16 protein-coding genes are annotated in these 23,994 nt (G+C 68.8%); 4 read left to right on the top strand and 12 right to left on the bottom strand.

The features are described 5' to 3' along the window. Nucleotides 1-36 precede the first annotated feature (36 nt). Nucleotides 37-567 carry a TerD family protein gene (locus tag ACFYXH_RS37905; protein WP_389573162.1) on the top strand — a complete coding sequence of 177 codons (531 nt, stop codon included), beginning with the start codon at nt 37-39 and terminating at the stop codon, nt 565-567. Nucleotides 568-1,131: 564 nt separating this feature from the next. On the opposite strand, the gene ACFYXH_RS37900 is transcribed toward ACFYXH_RS37905, so the two are convergent. Both ACFYXH_RS37900 and nrdR read right to left on the bottom strand, forming a co-directional pair. Continuing rightward, complete coding sequence (locus tag ACFYXH_RS37900; RefSeq protein WP_389573159.1) at nt 1,132-4,017, bottom strand: vitamin B12-dependent ribonucleotide reductase; 2,886 nt, start codon at nt 4,015-4,017, stop codon at nt 1,132-1,134. 169 nt (nt 4,018-4,186) lie between these two features. Beyond that, the gene (nrdR, locus tag ACFYXH_RS37895) at nt 4,187-4,699 is read right to left on the bottom strand and encodes a transcriptional regulator NrdR (RefSeq protein WP_389573157.1); all 513 of its coding nucleotides are present in this window, start codon (nt 4,697-4,699) and stop codon (nt 4,187-4,189) included. A 552-nt stretch (nt 4,700-5,251) separates the two neighbouring features. Here nrdR and lexA point away from each other — a divergent pair. Then, a complete protein-coding gene (gene lexA / locus ACFYXH_RS37890; RefSeq protein ID WP_326653047.1) occupies nt 5,252-6,037 on the top strand; it encodes a transcriptional repressor LexA in 786 nt (261 codons plus the stop codon). 132 nt (nt 6,038-6,169) lie between these two features. Here the strand turns inward: lexA and ACFYXH_RS37885 are convergent, their stop codons facing one another. The 5 genes from ACFYXH_RS37885 to ACFYXH_RS37865 are packed head-to-tail and all read right to left on the bottom strand — an operon-like array spanning nt 6,170 to nt 14,142. After that, complete coding sequence (locus ACFYXH_RS37885) at nt 6,170-8,140, bottom strand: ATP-dependent DNA helicase (protein WP_389573154.1); 1,971 nt, start codon at nt 8,138-8,140, stop codon at nt 6,170-6,172. A gap of 49 nt (nt 8,141-8,189) precedes the next feature. Then, on the bottom strand, nt 8,190-10,001 hold the full coding sequence (locus ACFYXH_RS37880) for an IucA/IucC family protein (RefSeq protein ID WP_389573152.1): 1,812 nt from the start codon (nt 9,999-10,001) through the stop codon (nt 8,190-8,192). A gap of 59 nt (nt 10,002-10,060) precedes the next feature. Then, complete coding sequence (locus tag ACFYXH_RS37875; protein ID WP_389573150.1) at nt 10,061-10,795, bottom strand: GNAT family N-acetyltransferase; 735 nt, start codon at nt 10,793-10,795, stop codon at nt 10,061-10,063. Nucleotides 10,796-10,836: 41 nt separating this feature from the next. Then, nucleotides 10,837-12,738, bottom strand: coding sequence for an IucA/IucC family protein (locus ACFYXH_RS37870; protein WP_389573147.1), 1,902 nt, complete (start codon nt 12,736-12,738; stop codon nt 10,837-10,839). Between the two features lie 27 nt (nt 12,739-12,765). Then, nucleotides 12,766-14,142 (bottom strand): diaminobutyrate--2-oxoglutarate transaminase family protein, encoded by a 1,377-nt coding sequence (locus tag ACFYXH_RS37865; protein WP_389573145.1) that lies wholly within the window; start codon nt 14,140-14,142, stop codon nt 12,766-12,768. A 305-nt stretch (nt 14,143-14,447) separates the two neighbouring features. Between ACFYXH_RS37865 and ACFYXH_RS37860 the strand changes: the two genes are divergently transcribed. After that, entirely contained in the window at nt 14,448-15,623 is a 1,176-nt protein-coding gene (locus tag ACFYXH_RS37860) for a trypsin-like serine peptidase (protein ID WP_389573142.1), read from the top strand. Nucleotides 15,624-15,894: 271 nt separating this feature from the next. Next, a complete protein-coding gene (locus ACFYXH_RS37855; RefSeq protein ID WP_389573139.1) occupies nt 15,895-17,064 on the top strand; it encodes a trypsin-like serine peptidase in 1,170 nt (389 codons plus the stop codon). Between the two features lie 92 nt (nt 17,065-17,156). Here ACFYXH_RS37855 and hflX read toward each other — a convergent pair whose 3' ends face one another. The 5 genes from hflX to ACFYXH_RS37830 form a co-directional block, all read right to left on the bottom strand. Continuing rightward, complete coding sequence (hflX, locus tag ACFYXH_RS37850; protein WP_385303646.1) at nt 17,157-18,647, bottom strand: GTPase HflX; 1,491 nt, start codon at nt 18,645-18,647, stop codon at nt 17,157-17,159. A 167-nt stretch (nt 18,648-18,814) separates the two neighbouring features. Continuing rightward, nucleotides 18,815-20,278: a M1 family metallopeptidase gene (locus ACFYXH_RS37845; protein ID WP_389573136.1), complete on the bottom strand. Its 1,464-nt coding sequence runs from the start codon at nt 20,276-20,278 to the stop codon at nt 18,815-18,817. Nucleotides 20,279-20,343: 65 nt separating this feature from the next. Then, nucleotides 20,344-22,431, bottom strand: coding sequence for a RelA/SpoT family protein (locus ACFYXH_RS37840; RefSeq protein WP_389573133.1), 2,088 nt, complete (start codon nt 22,429-22,431; stop codon nt 20,344-20,346). Between the two features lie 140 nt (nt 22,432-22,571). Then, nucleotides 22,572-23,471, bottom strand: coding sequence for a diaminopimelate epimerase (gene dapF / locus ACFYXH_RS37835; RefSeq protein ID WP_389573130.1), 900 nt, complete (start codon nt 23,469-23,471; stop codon nt 22,572-22,574). 26 nt (nt 23,472-23,497) lie between these two features. Further along, nucleotides 23,498-23,845 carry a hypothetical protein gene (locus ACFYXH_RS37830; protein WP_385303638.1) on the bottom strand — a complete coding sequence of 116 codons (348 nt, stop codon included), beginning with the start codon at nt 23,843-23,845 and terminating at the stop codon, nt 23,498-23,500. Between the last annotated feature and the right edge of the window lie 149 nt (nt 23,846-23,994).

Here is a 23,994-nt window from a genome sequence, read left to right as displayed (position 1 = left end):
CCCGGCGGTTACGGGGTTACGGGGAAGGGGAATCTGGTGAGCAGTCTCAACAAGGGGGTCCGGAAGGCCGAGGTGACACTCAGGTGGGATCCGAGCCCCCTGGGCGAGCCGGCGCGTGATCTCGACATCGTCGCCGCGACGTACCGGGCGGATGCCACGCATGGTGAACCGGCGTACGTCGTGCACTTCGACAGCCGATCGCCGGACGGCACCATCATCCTGACCAGGGACAGCAAGACCGGTCAGGGCTTCGGCTCCGACGAGGTCATGACGCTGGAGTTCGACCGCCTGGCGGCCACCTACGGGCGCGTCGTCGTGGGTGTGGTCATCCAGCAGCGGGAGGGACGGAGGGTGTTCGCCGACATAGCGAACACTCTCGTCCGCGTACTCGAGGGGCACACCGAGCTGGGGAAGCACGACTTCGCCGCCGTCTCCGGATCCACTGCCGCGGTCGTCGGGGAGTTCATCCGGAGCGAGGCGGGCGACTGGGAATTCCACCTGGCCGTCCGCGGGTTCGACGCCGACCCGCAGTCCTTCGTCGAGGTCATGGGCAGCAGTACTTACTGAGCTCGCGTTGTATCCCGTACGCACGCGCGGAGGGGCCGGGGAGCAGAGCATGGGAGCCGACAGTGCGTCGGCTCCCTGCTCGATCAAGTGACGCAGCAGATTGCGCAGCCTCGGTCCCGCGGCTGTTCACCTGGAGCCATTTTCCCGGCCCGAGCGGCGCAAGGGCAGCAATGACGCTGCGGAGGAGCACGCCCGGGTCGGCTCCGGCGCGAGAACGCAGGTTCACGCCGTAGGCGAGCAGTGCGAGCGCCTCGGCAGCAGCCTCGGTCGAGACACCCGAGGACAGCTGTCCGCGGAGGCGAGCCGTTTCGAGTACGGCGCACATCGCGTCCCGCAGCTGCTGGTGGAACTCGTCCAGCAAGGCGCGGATCGCGGGGTCATTTCTTGGAACGCGGGCTGCGCACGGTGGCGCAGGTAGCGACGCAGGGCTGCGAGGTAAAGCTCCCGCTTGCCCCCAAAGGTGGCGAACCCCGCCTCCAGCAGACGGTCAAACGAGATAAAGCGGTGGCCGAATTTTCGGCCACCGCTTTATCCGTCATTCACTTACCGGCCAACGCCGGAGTATCAACTGCAGCCGCTGGTCGAGCCGCAACCCTCGCAGATGTAGCAGGAGCCGGCCCGCTGCATCTTCGTCCCGCACGAGAAGCACAGCGGCGCGTCCGCGCTGATGCCCAACTGCATCTCGACGAGCTCCGCCGAGGTGTGCGCCTGCTTCGGAGCCGGAACCTCGGCCTTCGGCACCGCGACGGGCTTCAGCGTCTCCTGCTGACGCGGTGCGGACTGGGCCAGGCCCTCGACGTCCATCTCGTCGTCGGAGGGCTCGTACGAACCGGTCTCCAGGTGACGCTGACGCTCCTCGGCCGAGTGGATGCCGAGCGCCGAGCGGGTCTCGAAGGGCAGGAAGTCCAGCGCCAGGCGGCGGAAGATGTAGTCGACAATCGACTGCGCCATCCGCACATCCGGGTCGTCCGTCATACCGGCCGGCTCGAAGCGCATGTTGGTGAACTTCGAGACGTACGTCTCGAGCGGGACGCCGTACTGCAGACCGACCGAGACGGCGATGGAGAAGGCGTCCATCATGCCGGCGAGGGTGGAACCCTGCTTCGACATCTTCAGGAAGACCTCGCCGAGACCGTCGTCCGGGTAGGAGTTGGCGGTCATGTAGCCCTCGGCGCCGCCCACCGTGAAGGAGGTGGTGATGCCGGGACGGCCCTTCGGAAGGCGCTTGCGGACCGGGCGGTACTCGACGACCTTCTCGACCGCGGCCCGGATCGTCTCCTCGGCCTTCTCGGTAACCTCGGCCTTCTCCTTCTCCTTGGTCTTGGCGGAGAGGGGCTGGCCGACCTTGCAGTTGTCGCGGTAGATCGCGAGCGCCTTGACGCCCATCTTCCACGCCTCGAAGTAGACCTCTTCGACGTCCTCGACAGTGGCGGTCTCCGGCAGGTTGACCGTCTTGGAGAGCGCGCCGGAGATCCACGGCTGGATGGCCGCCATCATGCGGACATGGCCCATCGCGGAGATGGAGCGCTCACCCATGGCGCAGTCGAAGACCTCGTAGTGCTCGGTCTTCAGGCCGGGAGCGTCGATCACATTGCCGTGGTCGGCGATGTGGGCGACGATCGCCTCGATCTGCTCCTCCTGGTAGCCCAGGCGGCGCAGCGCCTGCGGGACCGTGCCGTTGACGATCTGCATCGAGCCGCCGCCGACCAGCTTCTTGAACTTGACCAGGGCGAGGTCGGGCTCGAGGCCGGTGGTGTCGCAGGACATCGCGAGACCGATGGTGCCGGTGGGCGCGATGACCGAGGCCTGCGCGTTGCGGAAGCCGTTCTTCGCGCCGAGGCGGATCACGTCCTGCCAGGCCTCCGTGGCGGCGGCCCAGATCGGCGAGTCCAGGTCGTCCATGTGGACGGCCGTGGTGTTGGCGTCGGCGTGCTGCTTCATGACCCGCTGATGCGGCTCTGCGTTGCGGGCGTAGCCGTCGTACGGGCCGACGACCGCGGCAAGTTCGGCGGAGCGCTTGTACGAGGTACTCGTCATCAGCGAGGTGATGGCGCCGGCCAGCGCACGGCCGCCGTCGGAGTCGTACGCGTGACCCGTGGCCATCAGCAGGGCGCCGAGGTTGGCGTAGCCGATGCCCAGCTGACGGAAGGCGCGGGTGTTCTCGCCGATCTTCTGCGTCGGGAAGTCCGCGAAGCAGATGGAGATGTCCATCGCGGTGATGACCAGCTCGACGACCTTGGCGAAGCGCTCGACTTCGAAGGACTGGTTGCCCTTGCCGTCGTCCTTGAGGAACTTCATCAGGTTCAGCGAGGCAAGGTTGCACGAGGTGTTGTCCAGGTGCATGTACTCGCTGCACGGGTTCGAGCCGTTGATCCGGCCGGACTCCGGGCAGGTGTGCCAGTTGTTGATCGTGTCGTCGTACTGGATGCCGGGGTCGGCGCAGGCCCAGGCGGCCTCGGCCATCTTGCGGAAGAGCGACTTGGCGTCGACCTCTTCGATGACATCGCCGGTCATCCGGGCGCGCAGCCCGAACTTGCCGCCGGCCTCGACGGCCTTCATGAACTCGTCGTTCACACGGACCGAGTTGTTGGCGTTCTGGTACTGGACGGACGTGATGTCGTCGCCGCCCAGGTCCATGTCGAAGCCCGCGTCACGCAGGGCGCGGATCTTCTCCTCTTCCTTCACCTTGGTCTCGATGAAGTTCTCGATGTCGGGGTGGTCGACGTCGAGGATGACCATCTTCGCCGCACGGCGGGTGGCGCCGCCCGACTTGATCGTTCCTGCGGACGCGTCCGCGCCACGCATGAAGGAGACCGGGCCGGAGGCATTGCCGCCGGAGGAGAGCAGCTCCTTGGAGGAGCGGATACGGGAGAGGTTCAGGCCGGCGCCGGAGCCGCCCTTGAAGATCATGCCCTCTTCCTTGTACCAGTCGAGGATCGACTCCATGGAGTCGTCGACGGCCAGGATGAAGCAGGCGGAGACCTGCTGCGGCTGGGGCGTGCCGACGTTGAACCACACCGGCGAGTTGAAGCTGAAGATCTGGTGCAGGAGGGCGTACGCCAGCTCGTGCTCGAAGATCTCGGCGTCGGCGGGCGAGGCGAAGTAGCTGTAGTCCTCGCCGGCCTTCCGATACGTCTTCACGATCCGGTCGATGAGCTGCTTGAGACCGGTCTCGCGCTGCGGGGTGCCGACGGCCCCGCGGAAGTACTTGCTGGTGACGATGTTGACCGCGTTCACCGACCAGAAGTCGGGGAACTCGACGCCACGCTGCTCGAAGTTGACCGAGCCGTCGCGCCAGTTGGTCATGACGACGTCACGGCGCTCCCAGACAACCTCGTCGTACGGATGCACGCCCGGGGTGGTGTGGATTCGCTCGATACGCAGACCCTTGCTCGCCTTCGATCCCTTGGCTCGGGACCCTCGTGCCGGGCCGCTCGTCGTCTCTGTCATGCCGCCTCCCATACATGGGCAAAAACGCCCTGAAGTGCCCAGATCTTCCCGTGGCACATTGTGTGTCTGATGCCTCGGGCGCCGCGCACAGCGCCCGTGACAGGTCTTTTGCCGCTCTGCTGCCGGCCGACGGGATTTTCGCGGGCCCGAGCCGGTCAGCCGGTACTGCTCAGTCGGCGGCGGTGGCGGGCACGGGGACCTCGAGGGTCTCGCCGATCCCGCATTCCTCTGCGGGAGGCCGCTGCTCGCGGAGTTCCGCGATGGCGGCCTCGAAGTCTTCGAGTGAGTCGAAAGCCCGGTACACGGACGCGAAGCGCAGGTACGCGACGAGGTCGAGTTCCTGCAGGGGGCCGAGGATGGCCAGACCCACGTCATGGGTGGTCAGCTCGGCGCTGCCGGTGGCACGCACCGCTTCCTCGACCCGCTGGCCGAGCTGGGCGAGGGCGTCCTCGGTGACCGGCCGTCCCTGGCACGCCTTGCGCACGCCGGAGATGACCTTGGTACGGCTGAAGGGTTCGGTCACCCCGCTGCGCTTGATCACCATCAGCGAGGCGGTTTCCACCGTCGTGAAGCGGCGGGAGCAGTCGGGGCACTGCCGACGACGCCGGATCGACGTTCCGTCGTCGGTGGTGCGACTGTCGACGACACGGCTGTCGGGGTGCCTGCAGAAGGGGCAGTGCATGGCTCCCAACCCTCCTTCACAGCACGACTGAATGGCCTCGACAGGCAGATCGAAGCCCTCCGAAGCAGCCCCAAGCATAGGCGATGACCACGGTCTTGAAGGACCGGGGACCACAACTTCTGGGCGACAGACACAATCCAACCACTAGATCTGGGGTTTGGTCGCGCTTTGGCTCTCAGCGCGCGTGTCACACGGCGGGGGCGCGGCGGGTGCGCGGTGGGGGGCCGCAGGAAGGCTGCACCAGCGACGTACGAGCGCCTCGCCGCGGCATCCGGGCGGCACGGGACCGGCCATGAGAGTACGGGAGACGCGCGGCTCCGCGGATTCCTGACCCCCGGGTGCCAGACTGGAATCACCCCGCCTCACCGCGCCGCGGCGGTGAAGGTTAGCGTAGTGGCCCGAAATGCCTCGCGGACAGATCGTTCGCACATACACCCAGCCAGACGCTCACGTCAGGCGATCTGCGATTTTTCACTCGAACGTGTGTTTGGCGCAACCTTTCGAAACCAACTACCGTTGTCCAGCTAGGGAGACCATTCGAGAGGGGCCGACGTGACCACCACCGCAGACAGTGCCACCATCACTGCCCAGGACCGCTCCCAGAACCGATTCGAGCCGGTGCATGCCATGAATGACGCAGCCACGACCCCGGAGGGTCCCAAGCCCACGCGTTCGCTGCCCGGCCGACCTCCAGGGATCCGGGCAGACAGCTCCGGCCTCACGGATCGGCAGCGGCGCGTCATCGAGGTGATCCGGGACTCCGTGCAGCGGCGCGGATACCCACCGTCGATGCGTGAGATCGGTCAGGCGGTAGGCCTGTCCAGCACCTCGTCCGTCGCACATCAACTGATGGCGCTCGAGCGCAAGGGCTTCCTGCGCAGGGACCCGCACCGGCCCAGGGCGTACGAGGTACGCGGCTCCGACCAGCCCAGCACCCAGCCGACGGACACGACGGGCAAGCCCGCCGCGTCGTACGTGCCACTCGTCGGCCGGATCGCGGCAGGCGGCCCGATCCTCGCGGAGGAATCCGTCGAGGACGTCTTCCCGCTCCCCCGCCAGCTGGTCGGGGACGGCGAGCTGTTCGTACTGAAGGTCGTCGGCGATTCGATGATCGAGGCCGCGATCTGCGACGGGGACTGGGTGACGGTGCGACGCCAGCCCGTCGCGGAGAACGGGGACATCGTGGCCGCGATGCTGGACGGCGAGGCCACCGTCAAGCGGTTCAAGCGGGAGAGCGGCCATGTGTGGCTGCTCCCGCACAACGCTGCGTACCAGCCCATCCCCGGTGACGAGGCGACGATCCTCGGCAAGGTGGTGGCGGTGCTGCGGCGGGTGTGACAGACCCGCCGGCTCTGACCGGGCCCCGGGACCCACTGCGCCGGTCCCGGGGCCCTGCTGTGTCTGAGTGCGGCTGAGTGCGTTCACCAAGTGCGGTTCAGGCGGTTCCGTGCATGCGGTTCAGCAGGGGCACTACTTGCCGTCCGCCTTGGCGGCAGCATCGATCGTGGCCAGCGAGCGACGTACCTGGTTACGGTCCGTGGTGTACCAGAAGTCGGGCAGTGAGGCGCGCAGATAGCTGCCGTAGCGGGCGTTGGCGAGCCGCGGATCGAGTACGGCGACGACGCCCCGGTCACCCGTGGCACGGACGAGACGGCCCGCTCCCTGGGCCATCAGCAAGGCTGCATGCGTCGCTGCGACGGCCATGAATCCATTGCCGCCGCCCTCCTCGACCGCCTTCTGGCGGGCGCTCATCAGCGGATCGTCGGGGCGTGGGAACGGGATCCGGTCCATCACCACCAGCTGGCAGCTGGCCCCGGGCACATCGACGCCCTGCCAGAGGGAGAGCGTGCCGAACAGACAGGTCTCCGGGTCAGCGGCGAAGGTCTTGATCAGTTCGCCGAGGGTCTCTTCGCCCTGGAGCAGGATCGGCTTGTCGAGTCTGCCGCGCAGCTCTTCGGCCGCCGCCTGGGCGGCCCGCATAGAGGAGAAAAGGCCGAGCGTACGGCCGCCGGCCGCCTCCACCAGATCGGCAAGCTCGTCCATCATGTCGCCCCGGGAGCCTTCGCGGCCCGGCGCCGCCAGATGGCGGGCGACGTAGAGGATGCCCTGCTTGGGATAGTCGAAGGGCGAGCCGACGTCGAGACCCTTCCACTGCGGGACGTCCTCACTTTCGGTGCCTTCCGGGGCGAGGCCGAGCGAGGCACCGACGCCGTTGAAGTCACCGCCGAGCTTGAGCGTGGCAGAGGTCAGCACCACCGATCGTTCGGCGAAGAGCTTCTCGCGCAGCAGCCCGGAGACGGAGAGCGGAGCCACCCGCAAAGACGCGCCGAATCGGTCGTGGCGCTCGTACCAGACGACGTCGTACTCGGAGCCCTGGGTGATGCGCTCGGCGACGTCATGGATGTTCTCGACGGACGCAAGGGCCTGCTTGCGTACCGCGTCCTCGTCCTGGACGGACTTGTCGCGGGTGGAGCCGAGGGCGGAGATGACCGTACGGGCCGCGTCGCGCAGCGCCATCAGTGCGTACCCGAGATCCTCGGGGAGCTCCTCGAGACGACCCGGGAGCGCGAGCTCCATCAGCCGCTCGAAGGTCTCCGCAGCAGTCTGGAGAGAGTCCGCGGCCTTCTCGTTGACCAGCTTCGCCGCGCGGCGCACGGCCCGGTTCACCTGGCCGGGGGTGAGCTCGCCGGTGGCGACGCCGGTCACCCGGGATACCAGCTCATGGGCCTCGTCCACGATCAGCACCTCGTGCTGAGGGAGCACCGGGGCGCCCTCGATCGCATCGATCGCCAGCAGCGCGTGGTTGGTGACGACGACATCGGCGAGCTTGGCGCGCTCGCGGGCCGCCTCGGCGAAGCACTCGGCGCCGTAGGCGCATTTCGTCGCGCCGAGGCACTCCCGGGAGGAGACAGAGACCTGCGCCCAGGCCCGGTCGGAGACTCCGGGGGTGAGGTCGTCACGGTCTCCTGTCTCGGTCTCGTCGGCCCAGTCACGCATCCGCAGCAGGTCCTGACCGAGCTTGCTGGTGGGCGCGGCAGCTTCGAACTGGTCGAAGAGGCCGTCCTCCTCCTCCTGCGGAACGCCTTCGTGCAGGCGGTGCAGACAGAGGTAGTTGGAACGCCCCTTGAGCATCGCGAACTCGGGCCGCCGACGCAGCAGCGGGTGCAGCGCGTCGACCGTACGCGGAAGATCACGCTCCACGAGCTGGCGCTGCAGGGCCAGGGTGGCCGTGGCCACCACGACGCGCTCGCCGTGCGCCAGGGCGGGCACCAGATAGCCGAGGGACTTTCCGGTGCCTGTGCCGGCCTGGACGAGGAGGTGCGCATTGTCGTCGACGGCTTCGGCGACGGCCTCGGCCATGGTGACCTGGCCTGGCCGTTCCACGCCGCCGACGGCGGTGACGGCGGCGTGCAGGAGCTCGGGGAGGGATGGCTTCGTCATAGCCCGACCACCCTACGGGGCACCACTGACAGCGCGGTCACGCGTCCGTTCATCGAGAGGGGCCCAGAGGGTTGGGGACGGTGCCGTGGACGGCGGCGTGGGGCCGGTCGGGACGGTCACGGTAGCCATCGAGATGGAGCCGGTTCCGGTTGAGGCAGAGGCGCTCGATACGCGGCGTGAGCAGGTCAAACATCTCGTAACGGTCCTTGAGCCCCGGAAAACGGGCCTGGTGCCGCAGGATTTCCGCCCGTACGAGCGCGAAGAACTCCTCTTCCGGTACGCCCAGCTGCTCCTCACAGAGCGGGGCGAGGAAGCGGAAGACACCCACGAAGAGCCCGGAGTGGATGAACTGAGTGAGAAAGGCGGGGTCCTCGGTGAGGAGGATCCCGCGTACGTCGTCGGGCATCGAGTCGTGTTCGGGTAGCGGCCGGGCGCTGACATTCACATCGTCGACGAAGTCCTTGATCGCGAGACGCACGGGGACGTCCTGTGAGTCGTAGACGACGATCGCGTTCTCCCCGTGCGGGGAGAAGACGGTGCCGTAGCGGTAGAGGAAGTGCAGCAGCGGAGGCAGCAGTGCGGAGAAGAGACACTGAAGCCAGACGGTGGGGTCGAGCCCGGAACGTCCGACCAGCTCGGCCGTGAAAGCGCGGCCCTGCGGGTCGGTGTGAAGGAGCGATGCGAGGGTGCGGGCCCGCTCGCCAGGGGCGAGGCGGGGCTGGAGCGGCTCGCGCCAGATCGCGCCGAGGAGTTCCTTGTACTGGTACGGCACCTCCGCGAGGTGGTCGTAGAGGGGGTGCTGGACGGTGACCGAGGCGACTTCGCCGAGGAGGATCACACCGCACTCGTCGCGCAGGAAGGGGTCGGCGTCGCGCAGTCCGTGCACCCAAGAGGTGACGGCGGGGGCTGCGAGAGTGCGTTCGGTCGGGAGTCCGCGCCAGACGAGGGTGTTGAGGATCGACAGCGGCAGCTTGACGGTGTGCCGGTCGGCGCGGTCCAGGTTCGCGAAGGTACGGATGGACTGCTGTGGCAGCCGCAGATCGCCGTCGGTGGGCAGCGGAACGATCTCGCCCCGGGCGATGGCCGGCGCGAAGAGGGGCAGGAGCACCTCGTCCCACTGCCAGGGGTGTACGGGGAGGAAGAGGTACGTGTCGGGGTCGAGGCCCCTGGCGCGCAGGGTGGCCGTGAAGGACTCGCGTACGGGAGGGTCGAGTTCACGGACGTACAGGTCCTCGGGGGTGCCGAGCCCGAGGACACCGCGGTAGGCGGCGAGGTTGGAGCTGACCGCGATCCACGGGAGCCGGGCGGGTCTGCGGGCCTCCGGCGACCAGAGGGCGGTGTCGGTGGCGGAGAAACCGATGCGGCCCTTGTTGAGGACGAGCCACGGGTGACCGGTCTGGTGGCCCTCGAGTTCGGCATAGCCGAGATCGGCCAGCTCGGCCGAGGTCAGCGCTGTGTGATCGAGCCTGGTGTCGGAGGCGAGGGTGGTGGACAGCTCGCGGAGGAGATGGCCGAGGGTGGCTCCGTCGAGGGCAAGGAGCCGTCGGGCCTGAGCGAGGAAGGCAAGCGGGTCGGTGAAGCGCCGGCCCTGGTGCTCGATGGAGTGCGGATCGACGCGCCAGCTTCCGTATGCCCCGCGCCGGGCGCGGAAGGACAGGCTGCATGCGTCGTCCAGCGCGAGGGTGTAGTGGTCACCCGCGCCGGGGACCGGCTCGATGATCTCTTCGTAGGCGAACTCACCGAGCATCTTGGCGAGGAGACGGCCGGCCGCCCGGTCCCAGCCCTGCGGGTTCAGCCCGGGCGGGGTGAACGGGACCGCGGTCGGTTCCGCGGAGTCATGGGTGGCAGGGGACTTCAGCACGGGGACTCCTCGAGTGGAACCGATGCGGGTCGAGCGGTGTAAGTAAGGCAGCGGGTCGTTCACAGCAGGTTGCGAAGGGCGCGGTCGCGGACCATGAGGGCAGCTCGCTTGTCAGGGAGGTCGACTTCGGCGGAGAACCGGAAGCCGGCGCTCAGGAAGGCAGATACGGAGGGGGTGTTGCGCAGGTCTGGTTCCGCGATGACTCGTGCACAGCGGGGTCGATTGTCGAGAGCGAGTTCGGCGACGGCTCTCAGGAGAGTGGAGCCGACACCGCGGCCGCGGTCGGCGACACCGCCGATGAGGAGGTGGATTCCGGTGTCATGAGGACGGGCCGGGTAGTGCCGTGCCAATGGGTCGAGGTCGGCGCGGTAGATCTCGAAGTAGCTCATGGGGGTGCCACTGAGCACGCCGAGACAGGGGACGCTGCGTCCGTCGCCGTCGAGCTGGGCACGCAGATGGCCGGCGGTGACCGACTCGGGTCCTGCCAGCTCCCAGAACGCGGCGACGGCAGGGTCGTTCATCCAGCGACTGATCAGCGCCAGATCGCGTTCGATGCGGACGGGGACGAGCTGGAAGAGCCCGAGCGGGGTGGTGGCCGGCCCCCAGCAGGCGGGGGTGTCCAGCAGGTGGCCGGCGCCGTCGTCCGTGCGCTGAGGTGCGAAGGCCAGCTCGTCCTCCCGGAACAGCGCGAAGAGCTCCTCGGGGAGCTGTAGGTCCAAGGTGTCCTCGGCCCCTCCGCCGAGCTGAGGTGCCGGCCCGGCTCCGGTGTCGGTGCTCGCATCGGTGGGAGGCACGGTGGCTCTCTCCTCTCGCAGTTCGGTCGGGTTGTGTTCCCTCAAGGACGAAGGGGGTTGGTGATGGTGACGTAGACGGACTGGGTGTCGACAGGACCGACGAGTTCGTCGAGGCCGCGCAGCCGCGTGAGCAAATTGGCCTTGGACCGCAGGATGGGGGCATCGAGAAGCTGAGCGGGCAACGGCGATCCCATGCCTGCATTCGCGGTGAGGAACAGTCGGAAAGCGGCGATGAGTACGCGCTCGTCGGCGAGGCGTTGAGCCCCGAAGGCTCCGATCAGTCCGAGGACGTTGTTGATGCCGAGGTAGTAGGCGAAGCGCTCGTCGGTGACGTCGTCGGAGACGAAGGTGTCGCTGACGGTGCCGATGCCGGGAAGGCGGCGCTCGAGTGCGGCACGGTGGGACTCGCGGAAGTAGTAGCCCTGGTTGTCTCGGTAGCGGCCGCCGACGGGCCAGCCCTCAGGGTCGAGGATCACGAGCGTGTTCTGCTGGTGGGCCTCGAGAGCGATGCCGGCGGTGGCGTCCAGCCAGAGCACCGGGCGTACGACGTGATCGAGGTAGCGCAGGAACCACTCGGCGGCGACTGCGCCGGTGGGCCGGCCGGTGCGCGTGGCGAGCCGTTCCACCGTATCGGAGAGGCGCGAGTGCATTCCGGGGCGGGACGGCCAGGGGCGGGGTGCGGTCAGCCCTGCGATGCAGACGGCGTCGTCGCCGAGGCCAAAGGGATTGTGGCGCAGCATGACGTCGAGGCCGGGTACGGCTTCGCCGTCGGCGGTGTCGACCGCGAGCCACGCGGGATCCCGCACGATGTCGAAGCCGGGGTGGGCGGCCTGCCACTGGTCGGCGAGGCCGGTGCGGAGCAGCCGGTGCACCTCGACGCCGCGGTGGAGTTCCTTGCGGAGATTCTCACGACGGGAGTTGGTGATGCGTACGCCGAGCGAGAGCTTGAGCATGGCCGGGGCGCCGGGACGGTGCACCGTGCGGACCGAGGAGGTGGGGTGCCAGAGGTCTCCATAGGGACCGAGGTCGTGCAGGAGACCAGCGTCGAGGAGGGCTGCGACGGCGGGGCGGTGCTTCAGTTCGCGGGCCTGCCAGGGGTGCAGCGGCAAGGGAACGGTGTGGTCGGGGAGTTGGAGGTCACCGCAGAGGCGGGCGGTGAGCTGCTCGGCCGACAGGGTGCGGCCCTGTTCGGTCCATGCCGATTCGGTGGCCAGGACGGAGCGGTCGACGGCCATCCAGTGCAGCGGAAAGGAGCCGTACAACTCCGGTGAGTAGAGCCGGACTTCGGCCTCAGAGAGTCCTTCGCGGCTCTTGGGTGTCGGGTGCAGCGGGTGGCCCAGTACAAGGGACTGCTCGGCGGTGAGGAAGAGATCCGCCTCCGGCGCGGGAGCGGGATGGGCCCGGCGGTCGGTGATGAAGTCGGTGGTGCGCCGCACCGAGTCGGCGACGCGGCCCACCAGATCGGCTCCTTCGCTCTGACCCGCTTCCCGGCCGAGGAGTGCGGCGACGGTGACGGCATCGACGCCCGGCGCGTCGCGCGGACCGCCCTCCAGGGCGGGCAGGCCGAAGCGGTGCCAGCCGGTGACCGACCAGTACCGCACCGGGACGAGCAGCGCGGTGCCACTGGCGTGCAGCGGGATGCGCAGGGTGGCGCCGTCCGGCTTCGCGAGGTCGTTCTCCCGTACCCAGCAGCGGAGGAGATTCTCGACGGCGGCCGCGTCCGCCGCTCGCTGCGGATCCGGATGGTCGAGGGGCTCTGCGGCTCGGGCGCCGGAGGACGCGCCGGCCGTGGGCGTGTGCTGTTCGCCGAGAACACCCGTCTGTTGGCGGGGCACCGCCGCCGCCTCGACCATGAGGGGGCCACACATTCCGCCCTGTCCTTGGTGGTGGGCGGTGGGACGGCCGTCGGCCTCGGGCACATCGGGCGCGGGGGTGGGGTTCACGGAGGGCTTCCTTGTGATTTGTCCGGGTCAGTGCAACTGCCCGTTGTCGGTGCGGTGTCGCATGGAGCGTTCGGCGTCGGCCAGGGCGTCGGCAAAACGGTCGAGGACGGCCACGGCCTGTTCGTCGGTGAGGGTGAGAGGAGGAAGTAGCCGTACGACACCGGAGTGGCGTCCGCCGAGTTCGACGATGAGCCCGCGGTTCAGGCACTCGTGCTGGACAGCGGCGGCGAGTGCCGGGGCGGTCGGCGGGACCAGGGCGTCGGGGGCGGCGGCGTCCGGGTCGACAAGCTCGACGCCGATCATGAGGCCCCGGCCGCGTACGTCTCCGATGCAGGGGTGGGCCGCGGCCAGTCCCTGCAGCCGGCCCAGCATGCGCGCACCGAGGGTCGCGGCGCGGTCGGCGAGCCGGTTCTCGCGTACGAAGGCAAGGGTGGCCGCGCCCGCCGCCATGGCGAGTTGGTTGCCGCGGAAGGTGCCGGCGTGGGCACCGGGCTGCCAGGCGTCGAGTTCGGACCGGTAGACGATGACAGCCAGTGGAAGGGAGCCGCCGATCGCCTTGGAGAGCACCATCACATCGGGCACGACACCGCTGTGTTCGACCGCCCAGAAGGCACCGGTGCGCCCGACGCCCGTCTGCACCTCGTCGGCGATCAGCGGAATCGAGCGGGCAGCGGTGATCTCCCGCATCCTGCGCATCCATGCATCGGGGGCCGGGATCACTCCACCCTCACCCTGCACCGGTTCCAGGATCATCCCGGCCGGCGTGGACACTCCGCCCTTGGAGTCGTCGAGGAGGTTCTCGGTCCAGCGGGCCCCGAGTTCGGCGCCGCGTTCGCCACCGATCCCGAAGGGGCATCGGTAGTTCTGCGGGAAGGGCAGCCGGGTCACGCGTACGTCGGTGGCGCCACCCGAGGCGTCGAGCGCGCCGGCCGTCATCCCGTGGTATGCGCCGGTGAAAGCAAGGAGGCCGCTTCGGCCGGTCGCCGTGCGGACGAGTTTGAGGGCGGCTTCCACCGCGTCGGTGCCGGCAGGCCCGCAGAACTGGACCCGTGCGTCGTCGGCGAACTGCGGTGGCAGCGTGGCGAACAGCTCGGTGGTGAACGCGTCCTTGACCGGGGTGGCGAGGTCGAGGACATGCAGCGGCGCTCCCGAGTCGATCACTTTTCTGATCGCTTCGAGAACCACAGGATGGTTGTGCCCGAGCGCCAAAGTCCCCGCCCCTGAAAGGCAGTCGAGATAGCGCCGCCCGTCCGCTCCCTCGATCGTCAGTCCCCGGGCCCGTACGGGAACGATGGGCAGCGAGCGTGCATATGTACGGGCCGCAGATTCGCGGAGCGACTGCCGACGCAGAATCCCCTCGTGCGCGGCAGGCAGCGCCACCGGAGCAGGTTCGGTCACGGCCACGGCTGTTGGTCCTCCAGCTGTAACAGTTGCGTTGCACATCGGTACAGCATTCGTAGGCCGCCCACCCACGCTGAACGCTGGCCTTGTGTCCCCCGTACGTACCCAACGACGCCGGGAGCCGGGGATTACGGGCATTCGGAAGATCCTTGCGGTGACGGAACCGCGGACCTGCTGCGCACCGTCCCCATCGGCACCGGCATAGTGGGGGCCGCAGCCGGGCCAGGCTCCACGTACGGCCCTCGGCTGAGCAACGCTTTGTGAAGTTCCGACGGTTCAGAGTTATGAAGTCCCAGGGGGATCACGACATGCGACCCATTCGCCCGACGCTGGCAGCGGCCTCCATAGCCGCTGTACTCGCGCTGGCTGCCACCGCCTGCGGTCCGAGCGAGGACAACGCGGGCGAAAAGCCGAGCACGCCCGCCAGCCAGCCCACCGACGGCAAAATCACCATCCCGGACGATCTCAAGGACCGGCTCAAGGAGCGCGGGATCGACCTGGACAAGTGGAAGAACGGCGAGTGGAAGAACTGGGACAAGGACAAGTGGCTGCGTGAGGCCAAGGACTTCGTCAACCCGATCATCGAGGACCTCTGGGACCCGGACCGGATGCGCGATGCCGACAAGCCGCCGGAGAAGCCCGTCGACAACGACATCTCGGGCGACGAAGGTGTCACCGACCCCACGCCCGCCCCGGTCAACGCGCAGGCCGTGAAGGCTCCGTACCACTCCAACGCCGCCGAGGCCGGCAAGGTCTTCTTCGACGGCCCGGAGGGCTCGATGGTCTGCTCCGCGACCGTCGTCAAGGACCCGGCCCACCCCGGCAAGTCCAACATGGTGTGGACCGCGGGCCACTGTGTGCACGCCGGAAAGCGCGGCGGCTGGTACCGCAACATCGCCTTCGTGCCGTCGTACAACGACAGCGCCAAGCCCACCGCCGCGCTGGAGAAGGCTCCCAAGGAGCAGATCGCTCCGTACGGCGTGTGGTGGGGCGACTGGGCCCAGACCTCCGAGCAGTGGATCTCCCAGGGCGCCGCGACCGGCGGCCAGGGCGCTCCGTTCGACTTCGCCGTGATCCACGTCACGCCCGAGAAGGGCGGTACGGGCAAGTCGCTTGAGGAGACAGTCGGTTCGGCACTTCCGGTCGACTTCAACGCCCCGCCTGTGCCGAAGATCGACAACATGACCGCCAAGGGCTACCCCGCGGCGCCGCCGTACGACGGCCAGAAGCTCTTCCAGTGCTCCGACAAGCCGGGCCGACTGTCCATCAAGGCCAACGAGCCGACGATGTACCGCATCGGCTGCACGATGACCGGCGGTTCCTCCGGCGGTGGCTGGGTGGCCAACGGCCAGGACGGCAAGCCCGCCCTGGTGTCCAACACCTCCATCGGCCCAGTGACGGCCGGCTGGCTGGCGGGTCCCCGCCTGGGTGACGAGGCCAAGGGCGTCTACAACTCGGTCAGCAAGAAGTTCGCGGGCCAGTAAGCAGTCCGCAGAAGGGCGGGGGCCGATGGCTCCTGCCCTTCCTGGTGGAGACTCCGTGCAGGTGGGGCCCGTCTCAACTGTGCGGCTCCGCACCGGGCATAGGGTGGTGCCCAAGCAGGGGCGGCCCCGGAAGGCCGCCCTTTCGCGTGACACGCTCATGGCAATTCACGCGCAGGGCAGCACCACCACGCCGTCAACTGATGCACGACACATTCATGACACATAGGCACATAGGCACATTTCCAAAAGCACTTCAGGGGGAATCGTTTCCATGCGATCCATACGTCCGCTGCTGGCTGCCACGGGCATTGCCGCAGCCCTCGCGCTGACGGCCACCGCCTGTGGTCCGGGCGAGGACAAGGCGGCCGACAAGCCCGCCGCTTCAAGCCCCGCGGCCGACAAGGGTGGCGCGGATCTTCCCGCAGACCTGGCCGACAAGCTCAAGGAGCACGGTGTCGACCTGGACAAGTGGAAGAACGGCGAGTGGAAGAACTGGGAGAAGGACAAGTGGCTGCGTGAGGCCAAGGACTTCGTCAACCCGGTGATCGAGGGGCTGTGGAAGCCCAAGCGGATGACGACGGCCAAGGCGCCGGCGAAGACGCTCGCGGCCGGCGACATCTCCGGTGACCAGGGCGTCACCGACCCGGAGCCGCGCCCGGTCCAGGCCCAGGCGGAGAAGAAGCCGTACCACGAGAACGCGGCCCCGGTCGGCAAGGCCTTCTTCGATTCGCCCGAGGGCACGATGGTCTGCTCCGCCACCGTCGTCAAGGACCCGAAGAACCCGGGCAAGTCCAACCTGGTGTGGACGGCGGGCCACTGCGTCCACGCGGGTCAGGCGGGCGGCTGGTACCGCAATATCGCCTTCGTGCCGTCGTACAACGACCTGGGCAAGTCCCCGGCCGCGCTGGAGAACGCGCAGCCGCAGGAGATCGCTCCGTACGGCGTCTACTGGGCCGACTGGGTCTCGACCTCGGGCGAGTGGATCTCCCAGGGCGGCCCGACCGGCGGTACGGGTGCTCCGTACGACTACGCCGTGATGCATGTGAAGCCGGAGAAGGGCACCAAGTCGCTGGAGGAGACGGTGGGCAACGCCCTCGACGTCAACTTCGACGCGCCCGAGGCCAAGAGCATCAGCGCGATGGGCGCCTGGGGCTACCCGGCCGCCCCGCCGTACAACGGCGCGATCATGCACAAGTGCGTCGACCGTCCGGGCCGTCTCTCGGTCGCTCCCGGTACGCCGACGATGTGGCGCATCGGCTGCACGATGACCGGCGGTTCCTCCGGCGGTGGCTGGTTCGCCAACCAGCCGAACGGCAAGCCCGCGCTGGTCTCCAACACCTCCATCGGCCCGGTCACTTCGGGCTGGTTGGCGGGTCCGCGCCTGGGCGCCGGAGCCAAGCAGATCTACACCACGATGAGCGACAAGTTCGCAGGCCAGTAAGACTGCCGGCTGCTGGACACACACCAAGCCGGAAGGCCCGTCCCCTCTCGATGAGGGGACGGGCCTTCCGGCTTGTTCGGTTCAGTACGCGATCAGCGAGTCGCCGGCACATACGGCGCCAGCGCCGCGGCCAGCTCCTCGTGCACCCGCGCCTTGAGCAACGTGCCCTCCGTGGTGTGCTCCTCGGAGAGAACCTCGCCCTCGGCATGCACCCGCGAGACGAGCCCGCCCTGGGTGTACGGCACGAGGACCTCGATCTCGACCTCGGGCCGCGGCAGTTCGACGTCGATCAGCGCGAGCAGCTCGTCGATGCCCCTGCCGGTCCGCGCCGAAACCGCGATCGCGTGCCGCTCGATACGCAGCAGTCGCTGCAGTACGAGGGGATCGGCCGCATCCGCCTTGTTGATCACCACGATCTCGGGCACGTCCGTCGCGCCCACATCGCGGATCACCTCGCGCACGGCGGCCAGCTGCTCCTCCGGCGCCGGGTGTGATCCGTCCACCACATGCAGGATCAGGTCGGAGTCCCCGACCTCCTCCATGGTGGAGCGGAAGGCCTCGACGAGGTGGTGCGGCAGATGCCGTACGAACCCGACGGTGTCGGCCAGGGTGTAGAGCCTGCCGCTCGGCGTTTCGGCCCGGCGGACGGTCGGGTCCAGAGTGGCGAACAGTGCGTTCTCCACCAGGACGCCGGCGCCCGTGAGGCGGTTGAGCAGAGACGACTTGCCCGCGTTGGTGTAGCCGGCGATCGCGACCGAGGGCACCTTGTTGCGCCGGCGCTCCTGCCGTTTGATCTCGCGGCCCGTCTTCATCTCCGCGATCTCCCGGCGCATCTTCGCCATCTTCTCGCGGATCCGACGCCGGTCCGTCTCGATCTTGGTCTCACCGGGACCTCGGGTGGCCATGCCGCCACCGCTGCCGCCACCCATCTGCCGGGACAGCGACTGACCCCAGCCGCGCAGCCTCGGCAGCATGTACTGCATCTGTGCCAGCGCGACCTGCGCCTTGCCCTCTCGGGACTTGGCGTGCTGGGCGAAGATGTCGAGGATCAGGGCGGTGCGGTCGACCACCTTGACCTTGACGACGTCTTCGAGGTGAATCAGCTGGCCGGGGCTGAGCTCACCGTCGCAGACGACGGTGTCGGCGCCGGTTTCGAGCACGATGTCGCGCAGCTCCTGCGCCTTGCCCGAGCCGATGTAGGTGGCCGGGTCGGGCTTGTCACGGCGCTGAATGACGCCGTCGAGCACCAGCGCGCCCGCCGTCTCGGCGAGCGCCGCCAGCTCCGCGAGGGAATTCTCCGAGTCCTGTACCGTCCCCGTGGTCCACACGCCGACCAGCACCACACGCTCAAGGCGCAGCTGCCGGTACTCGACCTCGGTGACGTCCTCGAGCTCCGTGGAGAGACCTGCCACACGCCGCAGCGCGGCGCGCTCGGAGCGGTCGAACTGATCGCCGTCCCGCTCTCCGTCGATCTCGTGGCTCCAGGCGACGTCCTCTTCCATCAGGGCATCAGCCCGAAGGCTCTCGGTGCGCGTATCCGCGAAGCTCTGCTCGTTCTGGGAAGGGGATGAAGAGGAGGTCATTGGATCCTTACGTCGATGGGAGTCGATGGAAAAAGTGCCGGAGAGAAGTCCGGTACGTCAGTCACAACGCGTAATGGCCCCGGATGATTCCCCAAGGGGTTCCGGCCCCGGCCGCGTCGTCGACCTGTTGATGTTCCCACGGGCCTGCCGGGGCCGTCACCCCAGTTTCAGCGGGCTGCGGCGGCTGCGGCGGCCGTGCTGCGCCAGTCCGCGTGCCCCGGCATCGGCGGTGTCCGCTTCCCGTACAGCCATTCCCGGAAGAACGCCGACAGGTCACGGCCCGCGATCCCCGACGCCAGTGCCGCGAAGTCGGCCGTGCTCGCCGTCCGGTCCCGGTGCCCGCTCACCCAGGCCCGCTCCAGCCGCCCGAAGGCGTCCTTCCCGATCGTCTGCCGCAGCGCGTACAGGACCAGGGCGCTGCCGCCGTACACCACGGGACGGAAGATGCTGATCTTCTCCCCCGGTGCCGGCGGCTTGGGCGCGGCCGGCGGCCCGCCGTCCGCACGCCAGCGGTCGGACTGCCTGTACGCCTCGCGCATCCGCAGATCCAGGGACTTCTGCGCCTTCTCATCGGCGTAGAGCGCCTCGTACCAGGTGGCGTGCCCCTCGTTCAGCCACAGATCTGACCAGGTGCGGGGCGAGACACTGTTACCGAACCACTGGTGGGCCAGCTCATGCACCATGATCGAGTCGACGTACCACTCGGGGAATCTGCCCTGGGTGAAGACCGAGCGCTCGAAGAGCGAGAGCGTCTGCGTCTCCAGCTCGTATCCGGTGTCGGCTTCGGCGATCAGCACTCCGTACGACTCGAAGGGATAGCGGCCGACCTGCCGCTCCATCCACTTCAGGTGTTCCGGCGTCTTCTTCAGCCAGGGTTCCAGCCTCGTGCGATCGGCGGTCGGCACGACATCGCGTACGGGCAGGGCGTGCGGCCCCTGGCGGCGGACGACGGTCGAGCGGCCGATCGACACCTGGGCCAGCTCGGTGGCCATGGGATGCAGCGTCCGGTACGCCCACGTGGTGGTGGACCCTGTCCGTACCTTTGCCGTCCGCACCCCGTTGGCCACTGCGGTGAGCTCGCTGGGCGCGGTGATCCGGAAGGTGAAGTCCGCCTTGTCGGCAGGGTGGTCGTTGGACGGGAAGACCCGGTGGGCGGCGTCGGCCTGATTCGCCATCGCGAGCCCGTCGGCGGTGCGCACCCAGCCTCCGGCGTCCGCGGGTCCCCTCGGGTCGCTGGTGTGCGTGACGGTGATCCGCAGCGGTGATCCTTCCTCGACCGCGTCCGGCGTGGTGACGACCAGGTCCTCTCCGGCACTCGCGAACTCGGCGGACTCGCCGTTCACTTCGACCGCGCTGACGGTGCCGTGCGTGAAGTCGAGATTGATGCGGTCCAGGCGCCGAGTCGCCAGTGCGTCGATCCTTGTGACGGCGTCCAGCGGCTTGGCGTTGCTGCCGCGATAGGTGAAGGCGATGTCGTAGGCGAGGACGTCATAGCCGGGATTGCCCAGCTGCGGAAAGAGCGGATCGCCGATGCCGAGCGGTGCGGGCGGAGGCAGGGCCGCGGCGACGAGGGTGGCCGATGCGGCGGCCAGCAGAGTGGCACGCAGGCGGCGCCGAGAGGTGTGCAGCATGCACTACGGCTATCAGCGCGCTCGGCGCGGACAGTGGCGGCGCGCTTCGCACCACCCGAACGAGATCAGGCGGTGGCCGCCGGATGCTGGGTGCGGCTCACGTCGTACACCCCCGGCACATCGCGCATGGCGCGCATCAGGGCGGGAAGCCCGGCGGCGTCCGGGAGTTGAAGGGTGTATGTGTGCCGTACGCGCTGTTCGCTGGGCGGCTCGACGGTGGCCGAGACGATGGCCGCGCCCTCGGTGGCGATGACCTCGGTGAGATCGGCCAGCAGGCGCGGGCGGCCGAAGGACTCAGCGATCAGAGTGACCCGGCATTCGGCGGCATCGCCCCAGCTCACCGCGATGGGCTCGCGGTCCAGGGCTCTCATGCGGGCCACGGCCGGACACTTCTCGCGGTGGACGGTCACGGCGCCGCCGCGTACCGCGAACCCGGTGACGGCGTCCGGCGGTACGGGCGTACAGCAGCCGGCGAGACGTACCGTCGCGTCCGGCAGATCGACGACTGCGTTCGCGGCCGCCGGCCGGTCGGCGGTGACGGGGGCGGGCCGGCGGATGGCGGTGGCGGGGACCTTCGTCCCCTCCGGATTCGCCTCGAGCCAGGCGGCGATGGCGATGCGCGCGGCGGGTGTGCGGGCATGGTCGAGCCAGTCGGGCGAAGGTCCGGATGCGGCGTCCTGGGCGAGGAGCAGATGCACTGTGTCGCCGTCGCTCAGCACCGTACTGAGCGTCGCCAGACGGCCGTTGACGCGTGCGCCGATACAGGCGTGTGCCTCCTCTCCGTACTGCGCGTACGCGGCGTCCACACAGCTCGCGCCGACCGGCAGGCCGAGCATGCCGCCGTCGGCGCGGAAGACGGTGATCTCCCGGTCCTGTGCCAGATCCGCACGCAGGGAGGACCAGAAAGTGTCGGGGTCGGGGGTGGACTGCTGCCACTCCAGGAGGCGGGAGAGCCAGCCGGGCCGGGTGGGGTCGGCGCGTTCGCCATCGGCCGGTTCTGCCCCTTCGACGGGTTCCAGGGGTACGTATGGATTGCCGAGTGCGATCACTCCGGCCTCGGCGACCTTGTGCATCTGGTGCGTACGGATGAGGACTTCGGCGACCGCGCCGTCCGGTCCCGCGACAGCGGTGTGCAGCGACTGGTACAGGTTGAACTTGGGGGCGGCGATGAAGTCCTTGAACTCGGAGATCACCGGGGTGAAGCAGGTGTGCAGCTCACCCAGGACGCCGTAGCAGTCGGCGTCCTCGCCGACGAGCACCAGTAGCCGACCGAAGTCCGTGCCGCGCATCTCGCCACGCTTGCGCCGCGCCCGGTGGACAGAGACGAAGTGCCGTGGCCTGACGAGGACTTCGGCGGCGATGTCGGCGTCCCGCAGCACCGCCTTGAAGTCCTCCGCGGTGGCGGCGAGCGCATCACCCGCGCCGGTGTTCTCGGCGATGAGGGCGCGGGTGTGTTCGTACTCCTCCGGGTGGAGGATCGCGAAGACCAGGTCCTCCAGCTCGGTCTTGAGCGCCTGTACGCCGAGCCGTTCGGCGAGGGGGATGAGGACGTCGCGGGTGACCTTGGCGATACGAGCCTGTTTCTCGGGGCGCATGACGCCGAGCGTGCGCATGTTGTGCAACCGGTCGGCGAGTTTGATCGACATCACGCGGACGTCGTTGCCGGTGGCGACGAGCATCTTGCGGAAGGTCTCGGGCTCGGCGGCGGCGCCGTAGTCGACCTTCTCCAGTTTGGTGACGCCGTCGACGAGATAGCAGACCTCGGCGCCGAACTCCGTACGCACCTGATCGAGGGTCACCTCGGTGTCCTCGACGGTGTCGTGGAGGAGCGAGGCGGTCAACGTCGTGGTCTCGGCGCCCAGTTCGGCGAGGATCAGCGTCACGGCGAGCGGATGCGTGATGTACGGCTCGCCGCTCTTGCGGAACTGTCCGCGGTGGGAGGACTCGGCCAGGACGTACGCCTTGCGCAGGATGGCGAGGTCGGCATCGGGATGGTGTGCGCGGTGCGCGTCGGCAACATGGCCGATCGCGTCGGGCAGCCGGTCCCGGGCGGCAGGCCCGAGGAGCGCGGCGCGGCCCAGCCTGCGGAGGTCGATCCTGGGACGGCCGCGCCTGCGGCTGTGGGCACCAGGGTTGGTGGCCTCTGCACTCATGGGGCACCTCCGGCAGCTTCGACCGGCGGTGGAAAGGGCAGGCGTGCACTCCGTGCCGGTGCTTGATGCTACCGAGCCCACCACGTGGCGCAGTCCGGCTCTCGCTCAGCGTGAAAGGGATCACCCATTCGAGCGAAGCTCTATGCGATCGCGGTTTCGGTCACAGCGAGGAAGGCCGGTTCGAAGTGGCCCTCGGCGACGATGACGGCGGGGGCTGTCATCTCGATCTCGCCGTCGGGCCGTTCCGTGATCACCAGCCGTCCGCCGGGGAGATCCACGGTGTACGTGACCGGGGCGCCGGTGACCGAGGGGTCCGCGCCGTCCCTGCGGGCGGCCGCCACGGCAACGGCACACGCACCCGTGCCGCAGGAGCGGGTCTCGCCGGAGCCGCGCTCGTGCACACGCATGGCGACATGGCGCTCGCCGCGGTCGACGACGAACTCGACGTTCACGCCGTCCGGGTAGACCGACGCCGGGCTGAAGGTCGGTACGGAGAGCAGATCCCCTGCGTGGTCCAGGTCGTCGACGAAGGCAACCGCGTGCGGATTGCCCATGTTGACGTTGCGGGCGGGCCAGCTGCGGCCGTCGACGGTGACTGTGACGCCGTCCTCGGGAAACAGCGCGCGCCCCATGGAGACGGTGATGTCGCCCTCCTTGCCGAGGTGCACCTTCTTGACGCCGCCGCGGGTCGCCACGGCCAGGTCGCCCGCCGCGGCATGGCCCGCTCGCTCGAGGTAGCGGGCGAAGACGCGTACGCCGTTGCCGCACATCTCGGCGATCGACCCGTCGGCGTTGCGATAGTCCATGAACCACTCGGCCTCGTCGGCCATGGCACGCGCCTCGGGGTGCGCCGCGGACCGCACGACATGCAGCACTCCGTCGCCGCCGATGCCGGCCCGGCGGTCGCAGAGCCTGGCGACAGCTGATGCGGGCAGGTCGATGGCGTTGTCCGGGTCGGGGACGATCACGAAGTCGTTCTCGGTCCCATGGCCCTTGAGGAAGGCGATCGGCGAGGTCTGCGGAGTGCTCACGCCGTCCATCGTACGAGGACGGCCGGGCGGACAGTTCAGCGGAGGCGTGCCACGCGCCAGACGGCGAGCGCGACGATCGCCACGCCTACGCCGACGTACAGGGCGATGACCCGCCAGTCCGGGCGCTCCCCGGAGCCGCGGGCCGGCAGTCCGGGCCAGGTGTGGCCCACGCGGCGGGCTGCCATCACGCCCCAGCCGGCGGCGCAGCAGCTGATCAGCAGTCCCAGCATGGCGACGACCGCTCCGCCGTCGCCCGTGCCGAAGGCGAGAGGGAAGGCGAACATCAGGGAGCCGATCGCGGCGAGCGTCACGATGGGGGCGAGCTGCCAGATCCGCAGCCTGCGCTGCGGGCGCAGTTCGACCTCGACCTCGTCCGCGATCACGTCCTGCTCGTCAGGCCCGTCCGGACTCAGACGGGACGCGCTGTCCGCTGCGTCACGCCTTTCCTGTTCTCTGTCGCGAGGGCCGGCCTCCATCGCCACGCGCCCTCCCAATTCGGACTCCACGTCGATCGATGCTCGATGATGGCACG

The organism is Streptomyces sp. NPDC002730, assembly GCF_042888805.1.
In the GTDB taxonomy this organism is placed as follows: Bacteria; Actinomycetota; Actinomycetes; order Streptomycetales; family Streptomycetaceae; genus Streptomyces.
This window is presented reverse-complemented; position numbering and strand designations above follow the sequence as displayed.